The organism is Azospirillum sp. UENF 211521 (assembly GCF_058780535.1).
Genome location: NZ_JBSNCF010000001.1, coordinates 1,311,776 through 1,327,428 on the forward strand (window position 1 = coordinate 1,311,776; position 15,653 = coordinate 1,327,428).

General features: G+C 67.9%; 14 protein-coding genes, 3 tRNA genes and 1 pseudogene. 15 read left to right on the forward strand and 3 right to left on the reverse strand.

All coding sequences use genetic code 11. The features are described 5' to 3' along the window. Nucleotides 1-168: 168 nt before the first annotated feature. The gene (locus tag ACWPN5_RS06095) at nucleotides 169-495 is read left to right on the forward strand and encodes a YgaP family membrane protein (protein WP_145684806.1); all 327 of its coding nucleotides are present in this window, start codon (nucleotides 169-171) and stop codon (nucleotides 493-495) included. 56 nt (nucleotides 496-551) lie between these two features. On the opposite strand, the gene ACWPN5_RS06100 is transcribed toward ACWPN5_RS06095, so the two are convergent. Next, nucleotides 552-890, reverse strand: coding sequence for a hypothetical protein (locus ACWPN5_RS06100; protein WP_051658087.1), 339 nt, complete (start codon nucleotides 888-890; stop codon nucleotides 552-554). Between the two features lie 306 nt (nucleotides 891-1,196). Here ACWPN5_RS06100 and ACWPN5_RS06105 point away from each other — a divergent pair, with 306 nt between their 5' ends. The 6 genes from ACWPN5_RS06105 to ACWPN5_RS06130 all read left to right on the forward strand — a co-directional run bounded on the left by ACWPN5_RS06105 (nucleotide 1,197) and on the right by ACWPN5_RS06130 (nucleotide 5,545). After that, nucleotides 1,197-1,922 carry a Bax inhibitor-1/YccA family protein gene (locus tag ACWPN5_RS06105; protein WP_492294826.1) on the forward strand — a complete coding sequence of 242 codons (726 nt, stop codon included), beginning with the start codon at nucleotides 1,197-1,199 and terminating at the stop codon, nucleotides 1,920-1,922. A 262-nt stretch (nucleotides 1,923-2,184) separates the two neighbouring features. Then, complete coding sequence (locus ACWPN5_RS06110) at nucleotides 2,185-2,433, forward strand: DUF1127 domain-containing protein (protein WP_109469165.1); 249 nt, start codon at nucleotides 2,185-2,187, stop codon at nucleotides 2,431-2,433. A gap of 4 nt (nucleotides 2,434-2,437) precedes the next feature. Continuing rightward, nucleotides 2,438-2,854: a GNAT family N-acetyltransferase gene (locus ACWPN5_RS06115; protein WP_492294828.1), complete on the forward strand. Its 417-nt coding sequence runs from the start codon at nucleotides 2,438-2,440 to the stop codon at nucleotides 2,852-2,854. 9 nt (nucleotides 2,855-2,863) lie between these two features. Next, nucleotides 2,864-3,658 carry a PhzF family phenazine biosynthesis protein gene (locus ACWPN5_RS06120; protein ID WP_492294830.1) on the forward strand — a complete coding sequence of 265 codons (795 nt, stop codon included), beginning with the start codon at nucleotides 2,864-2,866 and terminating at the stop codon, nucleotides 3,656-3,658. 42 nt (nucleotides 3,659-3,700) lie between these two features. After that, nucleotides 3,701-4,156: a MaoC family dehydratase gene (locus tag ACWPN5_RS06125; RefSeq protein ID WP_145684813.1), complete on the forward strand. Its 456-nt coding sequence runs from the start codon at nucleotides 3,701-3,703 to the stop codon at nucleotides 4,154-4,156. A 105-nt stretch (nucleotides 4,157-4,261) separates the two neighbouring features. Continuing rightward, nucleotides 4,262-5,545, forward strand: a complete 1,284-nt coding sequence (locus tag ACWPN5_RS06130) for an Hsp70 family protein (protein ID WP_145684816.1) — start codon at nucleotides 4,262-4,264, stop codon at nucleotides 5,543-5,545. 147 nt (nucleotides 5,546-5,692) lie between these two features. Here the strand turns inward: ACWPN5_RS06130 and glnA are convergent. After that, nucleotides 5,693-7,103, reverse strand: a pseudogene (glnA, locus tag ACWPN5_RS06135) (type I glutamate--ammonia ligase). A gap of 272 nt (nucleotides 7,104-7,375) precedes the next feature. Then, nucleotides 7,376-7,714, reverse strand: coding sequence for a P-II family nitrogen regulator (locus ACWPN5_RS06140; RefSeq protein ID WP_014240107.1), 339 nt, complete (start codon nucleotides 7,712-7,714; stop codon nucleotides 7,376-7,378). 326 nt (nucleotides 7,715-8,040) lie between these two features. Between ACWPN5_RS06140 and ACWPN5_RS06145 the strand changes: the two genes are divergently transcribed. From ACWPN5_RS06145 to clpX, 8 genes are all read left to right on the forward strand, one after another. Continuing rightward, nucleotides 8,041-8,116, forward strand: a tRNA-His gene (locus tag ACWPN5_RS06145). Between the two features lie 109 nt (nucleotides 8,117-8,225). Next, nucleotides 8,226-8,301: transfer RNA gene (locus ACWPN5_RS06150), tRNA-His, on the forward strand. A gap of 128 nt (nucleotides 8,302-8,429) precedes the next feature. After that, nucleotides 8,430-9,896 carry an NAD(P)H-hydrate dehydratase gene (locus ACWPN5_RS06155; RefSeq protein ID WP_492294833.1) on the forward strand — a complete coding sequence of 489 codons (1,467 nt, stop codon included), beginning with the start codon at nucleotides 8,430-8,432 and terminating at the stop codon, nucleotides 9,894-9,896. Between the two features lie 147 nt (nucleotides 9,897-10,043). Further along, nucleotides 10,044-11,567, forward strand: coding sequence for a malonyl-CoA decarboxylase (locus tag ACWPN5_RS06160; RefSeq protein WP_492294835.1), 1,524 nt, complete (start codon nucleotides 10,044-10,046; stop codon nucleotides 11,565-11,567). A 161-nt stretch (nucleotides 11,568-11,728) separates the two neighbouring features. Next, nucleotides 11,729-11,813: transfer RNA gene (locus ACWPN5_RS06165), tRNA-Leu, on the forward strand. Between the two features lie 91 nt (nucleotides 11,814-11,904). Beyond that, nucleotides 11,905-13,239, forward strand: coding sequence for a trigger factor (tig, locus tag ACWPN5_RS06170; RefSeq protein ID WP_492294837.1), 1,335 nt, complete (start codon nucleotides 11,905-11,907; stop codon nucleotides 13,237-13,239). Nucleotides 13,240-13,340: 101 nt separating this feature from the next. Beyond that, on the forward strand, nucleotides 13,341-13,976 hold the full coding sequence (gene clpP / locus ACWPN5_RS06175) for an ATP-dependent Clp endopeptidase proteolytic subunit ClpP (RefSeq protein WP_145684838.1): 636 nt from the start codon (nucleotides 13,341-13,343) through the stop codon (nucleotides 13,974-13,976). Between the two features lie 216 nt (nucleotides 13,977-14,192). Then, a complete protein-coding gene (gene clpX, locus ACWPN5_RS06180) occupies nucleotides 14,193-15,461 on the forward strand; it encodes an ATP-dependent Clp protease ATP-binding subunit ClpX (protein ID WP_014240114.1) in 1,269 nt (422 codons plus the stop codon). The last annotated feature ends 192 nt before the right edge of the window (nucleotides 15,462-15,653 follow it).

Here is a 15,653-nt window from a genome sequence, read left to right on the forward strand (position 1 = left end):
GACATTGTACCGATCCGCAGGCAAGTGTCACCGCATTGTCGCGATTGTACGTGTCGGGTTGCGCCGAGCACGCGGGAACCCGGACGGCCAAGCGGGCGTTGCAGTCAGGACCGCCCGGCGCCGCTTCGGCATCCCTTTCGCGCCGGGCACAGCCGGGAGAATTCAGGCATGAGCGCCGAAAACGCCATCCGACACACCTACGACCGCGTCTTTGGGGGCGCGCGGAATCTCGGGCCGCTGGAACGCGCCGTGTCCACCGGCCTCGGCCTCGTCATGGCGGCGGGCGGAGTGCGCCGCGGCGCCGACGTGCGGGGCGCCATCATGGGGCTGGCCGGCGCCGCCCTGGTGGCCCGCGGCATGAGCGGACACTGCCCGCTGAAGGCCATGGTGGCCGACGAGGACCACGACCGCCTGTCCGGCCCGCGGTCGGAGCGCTACAGCCCCGGCGAAGGGCCGCTGGAGCGCACGCCGGCCCGCACCGGGGCTTTTTCCTGACGGAACGGCCCCGTCAGGGGATGACGGTCACAGGCAGACGATCGCGAACATCACGGTCATGAGGATGAGGAAGCGGCGCGGCGGCGCCGCTTCCACTCCTTCCAGCGCCGCTCGCCCCGCACCAACGCGCGGTTGATCGGCGGGCGAAGGAACGGAACGTCGTAGGCGAGCAGCACGAGGCCGAGAGGCAGCATCCAGATTCCCAGCACGGGCAGGAAGCTGAGCAGCCCGCCGAGAATCAGCAGCAGCCCGGCCGGGACGCGCACCCAGGTCGCCCGCGGCTCGCGGAGCCAGGCCAGCACGCGCGCCATGGAGTCGGGAAGCTTCTCCTGGATGCGATCCACCCGCCGTTCGAGGCGTCTGTGGTGCTGGTCGCTCAACGCGGCACTCTCCATGTTGTTGATCCGGCTCTCAGTTGTTGATGCGTGACGCGGCGCTCCAGCTTGCCGGACCGGCCGCTCCCAAGCCGCCATATGGGAACAGCCGGGCGCGTTCCAAGCTCCCGTTCGCGTGGCTCCCGCGAGGGGGCAGGTCTCTTGAAAGGCGCCGGCCACACGGCCAACTATTAGGGCAACCAGGGTCCGGGCCCCTCTGGCGGCCGAGTTGCCGCTATGCGCCCACCGCCGGTCGGAGGCCTGCCGGTCAGAGTCATGCCGGTCGCAGGCCCGCCGGTCAGAGGCTTGAACGAGGGAGTTTTCGCAATGTTCGACCAGTATCCCAACCAGAGCCGGTGGGGCGCCGGTGCCGCGGGCGTGGACCGTGCGGCGTTCGACGAGGGCCTGCGCAAGCACATGCTGCGGGTCTACAACTTCATGATGCTCGGCCTTGGCGTGACCGGTCTGGTGGCGCTGTTCGTGGCGAGCACGCCGGCGCTGTATGTGCCGATCTTCACGACCCCGCTGAAGTGGGTGGTGATGCTGGCGCCGCTGGCCTTCATCATGGTGCTGTCCTTCCGCTTCCACGCGATGTCGGCGAGCGCGCTGCAGGGGCTGTTCTGGGCCTTCTGCGCGGTGATGGGCGTGTCGATGGCGTCGATCTTCCTGGTCTTCACCGGGGCCAGCGTGGCGCGGGTGTTCTTCATCACCGCGGCGATGTTCGCGGCGATGAGCCTGTGGGGCTACACCACCAAGGCCGACCTGTCGAAGATGGGCTCGTTCCTGATGATGGGCCTGATCGGCATCGTCATCGCCAGCCTCGTCAACATCTTCGTCGGCTCCAGCGCGCTGCAGTTCGCCGTCTCGGTGATCGGCGTGGTGATCTTCACCGGCCTGACCGCCTACGACACCCAGCGCATCAAGGAGGAGTACGCCGAGGGCTACGGCCATGAGGCCAACACCAAGCTCGCCGTCATGGGCGCCCTCTCGCTCTACCTCAACTTCATCAACCTCTTCCAGATGCTCCTCCAGCTCATGGGCAACCGCGAGTAACGGGACCGCATCCGGCGCCATCCAAGGCGCTCTTCCGGGCCGGCCGCTTTCCGCGGCCGGCCTTTTTTATGCCTGGACGGTGAGGTCGAAGGAGAGTGGGCTCGTCCAGGGGGTGTGTCACGGGTGGGTGTGGCCGTCGGGATACATCCGATATCGGAAATGTAGTGGTGACAATAACGACATTGACCGGGGCGATTGCGCGGACATAATCACCATTGTCTCGATTGTTCGGGGCCGAATGTTTTGATGAAGGAGGCACATTATGCGCACCACGGAAGCGACCCGCTCGTCCGGATCGTCCTCGTTCACGACCGTCTTCAAGGTCATCGCGCGCGCCCTCACCGTCGGCATCCGCCCCGTCTGGTTCGTGATGGAGGCCGGCCTGAACGGCTACGAGCGGTGGCGGCAGCGGCAGGCTCTGATGCGGCTGGACGACCATCTGCTGAAGGACATTGGCGTGTCCCGCGCCGATGTGGACAGCGAGGTCAACAAGCCCTTCTGGCGGGGTTGAGCCGATGAGCGCCGATGCGATCCTCTACGCCGTCGAGCCCGACCTGACCGCCGACGCCTTCATCGACGTGCTCCACCGCTCCGGGCTGGCCGAGCGCCGGCCCGTGGCGGACCGCCCGCGGGTGGAGGCGATGCTGCGCAACGCCGGCCTGATCGTCACCGCCCGCGACGCGGACGGGCAACTGGTCGGCGTCGCCCGGTCCGTCACCGATTTCGCCTTCTGCTGCTACCTGTCCGATCTCGCCGTCGACCGCGCCCGTCAGGGGCGCGGCATCGGCAAGGAGCTGATGCGCCGCACCCGCGCCGCGGTGGGGGAGGGCGTCACCTGCCTTCTCCTGTCGGCGCCCAAGGCGATCGGCTTCTATGAGGCGGCGGGGATGGAGCGGCACCCCCAGGCGTTCCTGTTCACCGAGAAACCGTAAGGAGGCACCGTGCGCCTTCCCCTGTATCAGGTTGATGCCTTCGCGGACGCGGTGTTCGCGGGCAACCCGGCGGCGGTCGTGCCGCTGGAGGACTGGCTTCCCGACGCGACGCTCCAGGCCATCGCGGCGGAAAACAACCTGGCGGAGACCGCCTTCCTCGTCCGCCGCGGCGACGGTTACGAGATTCGCTGGTTCACCCCGACGGTCGAGGTGGACCTGTGCGGCCACGCCACGCTGGCCTCGGCCTTCGTCATCGCGACGATGCTGGAGTGGGGCTGCCCGCGCATCGACTTCGCCACCCGGGAAGCCGGGACCCTCAGCGTCACCCGCAACGGCGACCTCTACACGCTGGATTTCCCCAGCCGCCCGCCGGAGCCGCTGGCCGGGCCGCCGGCCGGCCTGCTCGACGCGCTGGGCGGACCGCTGCCGACAGCGCTGCTGAAGGCGCGCGACCTCGTGGTCGTCTATGACGACGAGGCGACGGTGCGCGCCCTGACCCCCGACATGAGCGCCCTGGCCCGGCTGGAGGATTTTTACGCGGTCATCGTGACGGCGCCGGGCGGCGGCGGCGTGGACTTCGTCTCCCGCTTCTTCGCGCCGGCCCAGGGGATTCCCGAAGACCCGGTGACCGGCTCCGCCCATTGCACGCTGATCCCCTATTGGGCGCGGAGGCTGGGCAAGGAGCGGCTCAAGGCCCGGCAGGTCTCGGCCCGCGGCGGTTCCCTGTCCTGTGAACTGGCCGGCGACCGTGTGAAGATCGCCGGGAAAGCGGTTCTCTATATGGATGGCGCCATCTACATTTAGCGCCGTCCATACGAGGACCGACGGAACGGGAGGGCAGCGGGCATGGCAGGGCGTTACTTCGAGGATTTCCGCGTCGGTGACGTGATCGAGACCGAAGGGGCGACGGTCACCGACAGCCAGATCATGGATTTCGCCCAGCGCTTCGACCCGCAGCCTTTCCACATGGACGCGGTGGCCGCGGCGGAGGGGCCGTTCGGCGGGCTGATCGCCAGCGGCTTCCACACCCTGTCCCTGACCTTCCGGCTGTTCCGTGACACCGGGGCCATCACCGGCACCAGCCTGGGCGGCTCGGGCGGCGACGAACTGCGCTGGCTGCGCCCGGTGCGGCCCGGCGACACGCTGCGCGTCCGGGTCGAGGTGGTGGAGGCCATCCCGTCCCGCCGCGGCGACCGCGGCACGGTCCGGCTGGCCTACACCACGCTGAACCAGCATGGCGAGGCGGTGATGACCGTCACCTTGAACCACATCGTGGCCACCCGCAGCATTCCCGCCGAGTAGGCCGGCCGAATAAGAAGGACAAGCGCGGCCTGTTCCGTCGCGCGTCTTGATCCGCAGCCCCGGCCCCTGTATAGCCTCGCCCCTTCCATCACGGCGGGGGTTCCCATGACGGCTTGCGGCCTCGATTTCGGCACGTCCAACACGACGCTCGGCGTGCGGACGGCGTCCGCGGCCGCCGGCATGGGAGGGGGCGGTTACGGACTGCTTGCCCTCGACGGCGCGCGGACGACCCTGCCCAGCGCCGTTTTCTTCGATTTCGAAGCCGACGCGGTGACGGTCGGGCAGGCGGCCATCGACTCCTATGCCTCGGGCGTCGAGGGGCGTTTGATGCGCTCGATCAAGTCGATGCTGGGCACCGACCTGATCGACGCCGACACCGCGCTGCGCAAGGGGCGCATCACCTTCCGCGCGGTCATCGCCACCTTCCTGGCCGCGGTCAAGGAGCGGGCGGAAACCGCGCTCGGTGGCGAGCTGACCGACGTGGTGCTCGGGCGCCCGGTGCATTTCGTCGACGGCGACCCGGCGGGCGACGCCGCGGCGGAGGAGGTGCTGGGCGAGATCGCCCGCTCCGTCGGTTTCCGCGGCATTTCCTTCCAATACGAGCCGATCGCCGCCGCGCTCGACTACGAGCAGCAGGTGGAGCGCGAGGAACTGGCCCTGATCGCCGACATCGGCGGCGGCACGTCGGACTTCTCCATCGTCCGCATCGGGCCGGAGCGGCGCGGGCGGGCCGACCGCAGCGCCGACATCCTGGCCAACGACGGCATCCGCGTCGGCGGCACCGATTTCGACCGCGACCTGTCGCTGGCGACGGCCATGCCGCTGCTCGGCCACGGCAGCGCCATGAAGCGTCCCGGTCTGCTGGCCCCCAAGCATCTGTTCTTCGATCTGGCGACCTGGTCGAAGATCAACTTTCTCTACACCGCCAAGGCGATGGCCGACCTGGAGCGCCTGAAGCGCGATTCCGCGACTCCGGACCGCATCGAGCGGCTGATCGGCGTGGTCGAGCACCGGCTGGGCCACGCCCTGGCCATGGCGGTGGAGCGCACCAAGATCGCGCTGTCCGACGGGCCGGAGGCCGGCCTGTTGCTGGATTGGGGCGGCGGTGGCCTGACGCGCCCGGTGTCGGTGGACGAGTTGAACGAGGCGACGGCGATCCTGGCCGGACGCATCGGCGGGCGGGTGCGCGCCTGTCTGGCCGAGGCCGGCACGCTGCCGGCGGAGATCGACGCGGTGTTCCTGACCGGCGGCTCCACGTTGCTGCCGCAGGTGCGGGCGGCCATCCTGGCCGAACTGCCCGGTGCCCGCGTGGTGGAGGGCAACATCTTCGGCTCGGTCGGCACCGGCCTGACCATCGAGGCGGCCCGGCGCTTCGGCGGCACCGCCTGAGGCGTCCTTCAAGTCCCAGACACGAAAAAGCCCACCGACGGTGTCGCCGGTGGGCTTTTTCGTGCTCTGTTCCGCGGATCGGTCCTCCGGTCGTGCCCGCCGCGCCGCGAGGGCAGGGCGGACACCGGAGGACCGAAGTCCAATGGATCAGACCGAGTAGTACATCTTGTACTCGATCGGGTGCGGCATGGTCTCGAAGGCCAGCAGCTCCTCGGTGCGCAGGTCGATGTAGGACTCGATCATGTCCTTGGTGAACACATCGCCCTTCTGCAGGAAGGCGCTGTCGGCCTTCAGGCTGTCCAGGGCCTCGCGCAGCGAGCCGCAAACCGTCGGAACCTTGGCCAGCTCTTCGGCCGGCAGGTCGTACAGGTTCTTGTCCATCGCCTCGCCCGGATGGATCTTGTTCTGGATGCCGTCCAGACCGGCCATCAGCAGGGCGGCGAAGGCCAGGTACGGGTTGGCCGACGGATCCGGGAAGCGGACCTCGACGCGCTTGCCCTTCGGCGAGGCGACGTACGGGATGCGGCAGGAGGCCGAACGGTTGCGGGCCGAGTAGGCCAGCAGAACCGGAGCCTCATAGCCCGGGACCAGACGCTTGTAGGAGTTGGTCGTCGGGTTGGTGAAGGCGTTCAGCGCCTTGGCGTGCTTGATGATGCCGCCGATGTAGTACAGCGCCAGCTCCGACAGGTCTGCGTACTGGTTGCCGGCGAACAGCGGCTGGCCTTCCTTCCAGATCGACTGGTGCATGTGCATGCCCGAGCCGTTGTCGCCGAAGACGGGCTTCGGCATGAAGGTCGCGGTCTTGCCGTAGGCGTGGGCGACGTTGTGCACGACGTACTTGTAGTACTGCATGTTGTCGCCGGTGCGGACCAGCGTGTCGAACTTGATGCCCAGCTCATGCTGCGAAGCGGCCACCTCGTGGTGGTGCTTCTCGACCGGCACGCCCATCTCGGCGAGAACGCTCAGCATCTCGGCGCGCAGGTCCGAGCCGCTGTCGACCGGAGCGACCGGGAAGTAGCCGCCCTTGACGCCCGGGCGGTGGCCCAGGTTGCCGTCCTCATAGTCCTTGTCCGAGGTGTACGGGCCTTCCTCCGAGTTCGAACTCGTAGGACACCTTGTTCATCTCGACCTTGAACTTGACGTCGTCGAAGACGAAGAACTCGGCTTCCGGGCCGAAGTAGGCGGTGTCGCCGATGCCGGCCGACGCCATGTACTTCTCGGCGGCCTTCGCGATGCCGCGCGGGCAGCGGGCGTAGGGCTGGCCGGTTGACGGCTCGTACACGTCGCAGAGGATGTTCAGCGTCGGCTGGGCCGAGAACGGGTCCATGACGGCGGTGGTCGGGTCGAGCTGGAGGATCATGTCCGACTCGTTGATCGCCTTCCAACCGGCGATCGAGGAGCCGTCGAACATGATGCCGTCCTCGAACACGTCCTCGTCGATGGTCGAGACGTGCTGAGCGGTGTGGTGCAGCTTGCCGCGCGGGTCGGTGAAGCGGAGGTCCACGTACTTGACGTCGTGTTCCTTGATCAGGTCGAAGACCTTGCTGATGTCGGACATATCTCTTTTTCCACGCTTAAGAGGTTTGGGTCCCGCTGCGTCAAACCGACCAAGGGGCGGGTGACGGCGCTCGCGGCGGACGTTATGTCATGCCTTTCCCAAGCACACAACGTGACAGCACAAAAAGTCGCGCCCGGATGGGCCTCCACGCACGGATCGTTCCGCTCGCGGTTGCGACGGTCTGCGTCGGCCCGATCGGTGTCGGCCGGCTTTGCGTCGGTTGTGGGCGGGGCTGGTTCATGTTGGCCGGTGGTCGGGTTTTCGGGACGCGATCAGATCGCGTCGCCTCCCTTCTCGCCGGTCCGGATGCGGACAACTTCTTCCACGGGGGTGACGAAGATCTTGCCGTCGCCGATGCGGCCGGTGTGGGCGGCCTGCTGGATCGCCTCGATCGCCCGCTCCACCAGGGAGTCCTCCATCACCACCTCGATCTTCACCTTCGGCAGGAAGTCGACCACATACTCCGCGCCGCGGTACAGCTCGGTGTGCCCCTTCTGACGGCCGAAGCCCTTGGCCTCGGTGACGGTGATGCCCTTGATGCCGACCTCGTGAAGGGCTTCCTTCACTTCGTCGAGTTTGAACGGCTTAATGATGGCTTCGATCTTCTTCATGGGTCTCTCGTGTACGAGGTGCCAACGTCGACAGGCACCGTCCACGGCTCTGCCGACAATCCGATGTAAAGCACGTTGCGTGCCAATCGGAGCGGTTGCGATCCGGCTGCGTGGGATGCCGGGCCGCAGCGGGCCGATGCCACCGCGGGCGGCACGCGACTGCCAACGGATAGGGCGAAGTGAACAATATTTGTGCACACGCTGCAAGCAATCCGCGCAGCCATCCCCTTTCGGAGGGGGTAAGGCGGTCTTTTCACATTGATGATTTCGGTGGAAAATAGAGCTTGACCCGCCCCGTCCCTTGAGGCAAATAGGCGACCCCGGTGGCGGTGGTAGCTCAGTTGGTAGAGCTCTCGGTTGTGGTCCGAGCGGTCGTGGGTTCGAGTTCCATCCATCGCCCCAGTCCTCCTTAGACGGCGGATGCGCGCGTGTCGTCGGTGTTTCTCGCCGACATTGCATCGACCGAAACGGTGGCAGGGGTTTTTCGGACGGGTCGTTCCGTCCTCCGGTGGCGGTGGTAGCTCAGTTGGTAGAGCTCTCGGTTGTGGTCCGAGCGGTCGTGGGTTCGAGTCCCATCCATCGCCCCATCCTCCCTTTCCAAGTCCCGTGCCAGACCGGCCAACCCTTCCATTCCCCGTGTGCCCAGCTATCCTGCGGCCGTCGCGGCGCTTATTGTGCCGGGTGACGATCACGCGGTTTTGCGGCGGGTGTGGCGATGGACGAACTGCTTTCCGTGGCGGAGATGTATCGCGCCGACGCGCTGACCATGGCGGGCGGCGTGCCGGGACCCGTGCTGATGGAGGCGGCGGGGGCCGCGGTGGTGCGTGCGGTCTGCGAGCGCTGGGCGCCGCACCCGACCGTCGTGCTGTGCGGGCCGGGCAACAACGGCGGCGACGGCTTCGTCATCGCGCGTCTTCTTCTTGAAGCGGGCTGGCCGGTGCGGCTGGCCCTGCTGGGATCGCGCTCCGCCCTGCGCGGCGACGCGGCGGTGGCCGCCGGGCGCTGGACCGGGCCGGTGGAAGCCGCCGACCCCTGGCTGCTGGAGGGCAATCCCCTGGTCATCGACGCGCTGTTCGGAGCCGGGCTGGCCCGCCCGCTCGACGGAATGGCGAAAGAGGTGGTCGAGGCGATGGCGGGACGCACCGTCGTCGCCGTGGACGTGCCGAGCGGCCTGCACGGCGACAGCGGCCAAGTGATGGGAGCGGCCCCGCAGGCGGCGCTGACCGTCACCTTCTTCCGCCGCAAGCCCGGCCATCTGCTGCTGCCCGGCCGGGTCCTCTGCGGGGAGGTGGTGGTCGCCGACATCGGCATTCCCGACACCGTGCTGGACGCCCTCGCACCACAAATCCTGGTGAACGGCCCCGACCTGTGGCGGCAGCGCTACCCCTGGCCGCGGCTCGATGCGCACAAATACGCGCGGGGGCACGCGCTGGTGCTGGGCGGGGCGCGGATGACCGGAGCGGCGCGGCTGTCGGCGCGGGGCGCGCTGCGCGCCGGGGCGGGGCTGGTCACGGTGGCCTGTCCGCCCGACTCGGTGCCGATCTACGCCGCCGGGTCGCCCAGCCTGATCGTGACCGACGTGGCGGACGGCGCCGCCTTCGCGGCGCTGTTGGCGGACCCGCGCAGGAACGCGGTGCTGCTGGGGCCGGGGGCCGAAGTCGGGCAGGGCACGCGGGACCATGTCCTCGCTGCGTTGGCCGCGGGAAAGGCCTGCGTGCTGGATGCCGACGCGCTGACCAGCTTCGCCGAGTCGCCCGCCAACCTGCTCGGCCGGCTGAACGAACGCTGCCTGCTGACCCCGCACGAGGGCGAGTTCGCCCGGGTTTTTCCGGACATTGCGGCGCAGGAGGGCGGCAAATTGACCCGCGCCCGCGCCGCGGCGGAGCGCAGTGGGGCCGTCGTTCTTCTGAAGGGCGCCGACACGGTGGTCGCGGCGCCGGATGGGCGGGCCGTCGTCAACGCCAACGCTCCGGCCGATCTGGCGACCGCCGGGTCGGGGGATGTGTTGGCGGGCATCGCGCTCGGGCTGATCGCCCAGGGGATGGACGCGTTTGACGCCGCCTGCGCCGCGGTCTGGCTGCACGGCGAGGCGGCGACCGCGTTCGGGCCGGGTCTGATCGCCGAGGATCTGCCGGACGCTCTGCCGGCGGTGCTGAAGCGGTTGAAGGCGGGCGGGCACTGACCGGCCGTCCCCGGGGCATACATACGCCTGGACAGGGGACCTACTCTTAAGGCCGGGCTCAAGCTATGGCTTGCCGAGAGCGCGTCCACACGCCAGACTCTGGGTATGAGCGAGACGCCCGAAACCAAACCCGCCGGGACCAAGTCCATGGGGTCCATCCCGGCCCAGCCCCCCGTCGTCGGGGCGGGAACGCCGCCGGGCCTGCTTGACCGCACCCTGGATACGCTGCGCGCTGGCTGGCGCGAGATCGCCGCCTCCGCCCGCGGGGTGGTCGGCGCCGCGCCGCGCGCCAATCTGCCCAAGGAGGACGCGGAGCGGCTGAAGGAGCAGATCGAAGCCTGCCTGGAGGGCCGCGGCGGCGAGGTGTCGGCGCGGGCGCGGGCGGCGCAACTCGGCCGCACCTATCTGGCGCTGGACGGGCAGGGGCGGCGCAACTTCCTGATGATGCTGGCGCGTGACTTCGACGTGGACCGCGCCGCCGTCGACCAGGCGATGGCGACCTTTCAGACGGCGGGCGACCCGGTGTCGCGCGGCCATGCCGAGCGCGCCCTGCGCCGCGCGCTGGAGCCGCCCCGGCTGCGGCTGCTGACCCAGTTCAACGGCCTGCCGGAAGGCGTGAAGTTCCTGGTCGACCTGCGCGCCGAGCTGATGGAGATGGCCCGCGGGGAGCCGCTGCTCCAGGCGCTGGAGGACGATCTCAAGAGCCTGCTGCGCAACTGGTTCGACGTCGGCTTCCTGGAGATGCGCCGCATCACCTGGGACAGCCCGGCCTCGCTGCTGGAAAAGCTCATCAAGTACGAGGCGGTGCACGAGATCAGCGGCTGGCGGGATTTGAAGGACCGCCTCGATTCCGACCGCCGCTGCTTCGCCTTCTTCCACCCGCGCATGCCGAACGAGCCGCTGATCTTCGTCGAGGTCGCGCTGGTCCAGGGCATGTCGGACAACGTCCAGGCGCTGCTCGATCCCTCCGCACCGGTCTGCGACCCGAAGAGCGCCGACAGCGCCATCTTCTATTCAATCTCCAACGCCCAGGTCGGGCTGGCGGGAATCAGCTTCGGCAACTTCCTGATCAAGCGGGTGGTGGACGGGTTGGCCGGCGAGTTTCCCAACATCAAATGCTTTGCCACCCTGTCGCCGATTCCCGGCTTTCGCCGCTGGCTGGACCGGGAATTGGCCGAGCGCGCTGATTCGCTGCTCACCCCGCCCGAGGCGGAACGCATCGCGGAGGTCATGGCCGGTCGTCCGGGCGCCGGCGAATCGGACATGGACACCGAGGCGGACGAGCGCCCGGTGCTGGCCGGCGCTTTGGCTCTGCCGGAGTGGCACACCGACGAGGAGCTTCAGAAGTCGCTGCGCGGCCCGCTGACGCGGCTGTGCGCGCATTACCTGACGACCGCGCGCGCGTCGGACCGTCGCAGCGAACGGCCGGGCGCAGCGCCGGCACGGGCGCTCGACCCGGTCGCCCACTTCCACCTCAGCAACGGTGCCCGCATGGAACGGCTGAACTGGCTGGGCGACCGCTCGCCCAAGGGGGTTCGGCAGTCCTGCGGGATGATGATCAACTACCGCTACAAGCTGGGCGAAATCGACGCCAACCACGAGGCATACCGGGGGGAGGGCAGGGTCAACGCCTCCTCCGCGATCCGGTCGTTGGGCAAGGGGGGCGCGTGAGCCGGTCCGCCCCTGCACCCGCTCCCTCGCGCCGCACCCTCCAATGGCGTGCGGAACGGCGCCCATTTTGCCTGTTTGCGGCGCGAACCCTGTGCTATAGAGCGGACTTCGCCGGCAGTCCGTCGGGTGTTCCGCACCCGTCGCGGGCTGTCTATGCCATTGCGGGCGTGGCGGAACTGGTAGACGCGCCGGATTTAGGTTCCGGTGACTTCGGTCGTGGGGGTTCGAGTCCCTTCGCCCGCACCATGGCAACAGCTTGGACCGCATGGGAACACACGGTTTCGGGCCGCCCGGACGGGCGCCGCCGGGCCGGACAACGAGATAGGCTTTCGTTCCGATGAACATCACCGAGACCAGCGCCGACGGCCTGAAGCGCGAGTACAAGGTCGTCATTTCCGCCCAGGATATCGAACAGAAGGTGCAGGGCCGGCTCGAAGAGCTGCGCCGGACGGTGCAGCTCCCCGGCTTCCGTCCGGGCAAGGTGCCGGTTGCCGTGATCAAGCAGCGCTACGGCGGCAGCGTGCTGGCCGAGGCTCTGGAGGATGCGATCGCCGACAGCTCGCGCCAAGCGCTGAACGAGCGCGGCCTGCGCATCGCCATGCAGCCGAAGATCAACGTCGAGAAGTACGAGGACGGCGGCGACCTGTCCTACACCATGGGCGTCGAGCTTCTGCCGGACATCGAGCCGGGCGACCTCAGCGGCCTGGAGCTTGAGAAGCCGGTCGCCGCGGTCGAGGACTCGGCCGTCGACGAGGCGCTGACCCGTCTGGCCTCGGCCCATTCGGTGCAGGCTCCGGTCACCGAGGACCGCGCGGCCGAGAAGGGCGACATCGCCGTGATCGACTTCGCCGGTTCGGTCGATGGCGAGGCCCTGCCGGGCATGGACGGCAAGGACTACCCGCTGGAGCTGGGCGCCAACCAGTTCGTTCCGGGCTTCGAGGACCAGCTGGTCGGCGCCAAGGCCGGCGAGCACCGCACGGTGAAGGTCACCTTCCCGGCCGACTACCCGCACGACCGCCTGAAGGGCGCGGACACCGTGTTCGAGGTGGACGTCAAGGAACTCCGCAAGAACGTCCCGGCCGAGGTCAACGACGACCTCGCCAAGGAGTTCGGCATGGAGAGCCTGGAGAAGCTGCGCGAGGCCGTCGGCGACCGCATCAAGAGCGAGTACGCCAACGTGTCGCGCCTGCGCGTCAAGCGCCAGCTCCTCGACAAGCTGGCCGAGGCCCACTCCTTCGAGGTCCCGCCGGGCATGGTGGACGTCGAGTTCGAGGGCATCTGGCAGCGCCTTCAGCAGGAGCTGAAGAACGGCACCGCCGGTGAGGACGCCGGCAAGCCGGAAGAGGAGCTGAAGACCGAGTACCGCGGCATCGCCGAGCGCCGCGTGCGCCTGGGCCTGCTGCTGTCGGAGATCGGCCGCCGCAACGACATCCAGGTGACCCAGGACGAGATCAACCGCGCCCTGATCGCGGAAGCCCGCCGCTTCCCCGGCCAGGAGCGTCAGGTGTTCGAGTTCTTCAAGCAGAACCGGGAAGCGCTGGAAAACCTCCGCGCCCCGATCTTCGAGGACAAGGTCGTCGACTACATCCTGGAGCAGGCCAAGGTCAGCGAGAAGCCGGTGTCCGCCGAAGAGCTTATGAAGGACCCCGACGAGGAGGCCGAGGCGGCCTGACGTCAGAAAGGTTGAGGGGCGGCCTACCGGTCGCCCCTTTCCATTCCTATATGTAGACTGCTCAGACGACTAACCGAGCTGCGGGAGCAGGGAAGACCACCATGTACGACTTCGAACCGAAGATGAATGCTCTGGTCCCGATGGTCATCGAGCAGACCAACCGGGGCGAACGAGCGTACGATATTTACTCGCGCCTGCTGAAGGAACGGATCATCTTCTTGATCGGTGGCGTGAACGACGCCGTCGCCAGCCTGATCTGCTCGCAGCTGCTGTTCCTGGAATCGGAAAACCCGAGCAAGGACATCGCGCTCTACATCAACTCGCCAGGCGGCTACGTCTCGGCCGGCCTCGCCATCTACGACACCATGCAGTACATCCGTCCGCAGGTGTCGACGGTGTGCATGGGGCAGGCGGCCTCGATGGGCTCGCTCCTGCTCGCCGCCGGCGCGCCGGGCAAGCGCTTCTCGCTGCCCAACAGCCGGATCATGATCCACCAGCCGTCGGGCGGCGCCCAGGGCCAGGCCTCGGACATCGAGATCCAGGCCCAGGAGATCCTGAAGCTGCGTTCGCGCCTCAACGACATCTACGTCAAGCACACCGGCCAGTCGCTCGACACCATCGAGGCGGCCATGGAGCGTGACAAGTTCATGTCGCCGGAAGAGGCCAAGGCCTTCGGCCTGATCGACGAGGTCGTGGAAAAGCGCCCCGGCTCGGTCGGCGACGGCAGCGCCGCCTGAGGGCACGCGCGAACTAATGATTGATTGCGCCGGTTCCCTGTTGTTGAATGATGGGGAACCGGTCCGATGGATCGGGTTCGAAGGATGAGTGAGCGGATGCGTTAACCTTGTCGCGGGCCTTCCCCGTGACAACCTTTGAAAGGACCGGCGTCGGGGGACGCCGAAGGCGGTTGACAGGGTATACGGATCAGTCCCCCGCGAGATGACGGAGTACCGATGAGCAAGTCCAGCAGCGGCGATTCGAAGAACACGCTCTACTGCTCCTTTTGCGGCAAGAGCCAGCACGAGGTCCGCAAGCTGATTGCCGGTCCGACGGTGTTCATCTGCGATGAATGCGTCGAGCTGTGCATGGACATCATTCGCGAGGAGAACAAGACGACCCTCGTGAAGTCCCGCGACGGCGTGCCGACCCCGCGCGACATCCATGCGGTACTGGACGATTACGTGATCGGCCAGCATCACGCGAAACGGGTCCTTTCTGTTGCGGTGCACAACCATTATAAGCGGTTGGCGCACGGCACGAAGCACAACGACGTCGAACTGGCGAAGTCCAACATCCTGCTGGTCGGCCCCACCGGCTGCGGCAAGACGCTGCTCGCCCAGACGCTCGCCCGGATCATCGACGTTCCCTTCACCATGGCCGACGCCACGACCCTGACCGAGGCGGGCTATGTCGGCGAGGACGTCGAGAACATCATCCTGAAGCTGCTCCAGGCCGCCGACTACAACGTCGAGCGGGCGCAGCGCGGCATCGTCTACATCGACGAGGTCGACAAGATCAGCCGCAAGTCCGACAACCCCTCGATCACGCGCGACGTGTCGGGCGAGGGCGTGCAGCAGGCCCTGCTGAAGATCATGGAAGGCACCGTCGCCTCCGTGCCCCCGCAGGGCGGCCGCAAGCACCCGCAGCAGGAGTTCCTGCAGGTCGACACCAGCAACATCCTGTTCATCTGCGGCGGCGCCTTCGCCGGGCTGGACAAGATCATCGCGCAGCGCGGCAAGGGCACGTCGATCGGCTTCGGCGCCGACGTCCGTGGCCCGGACGAGCGCTCGACCGGCGACATCCTGCGCGAGGTCGAGCCCGAGGATCTGCTGAAGTTCGGCCTGATCCCCGAGTTCATCGGCCGTCTGCCGGTGGTTGCCACGCTGGCCGATCTGGACGAGTCGGCCCTGGTCGAGATCCTCACCAAGCCGAAGAACGCCCTGGTCAAGCAGTACCAGCGCCTGTTCGAGATGGAGGACGTCCGTCTGGAATTCTCCGACGACGCCCTGCGCACGATCTCCCACAAGGCGATCCAGCGGAAGACCGGCGCGCGCGGCCTGCGGTCGATCATGGAGTCGATCCTGCTCGACCCGATGTTCGACCTGCCCGGCCTGTCCGGGGTGGAGAGCATCCTGGTCAACAAGGAGGTGGTCGAGGGGCGGGCCAAGCCGCTCTACGTCCACGCCGAGCGCCGCGGGGAGCAGCAGGCACCGGGTGCCTGAGGTTGTCACGGCCGATCAGCATCGGATACGGGGAAGGGCGCCTTTGGGCGCCCTTCGTCGTTTCCGGCATTTGCGGACATTTGGGGCGCCGGCCGGGCCGCGGCGCGGCCGGACCGGCATGCCGCACCGCCATACGGAATTGGGGTTCTGACCCTTGAAGGGGGGCTATGGCTGTGCCACGTTAGAAAAAGT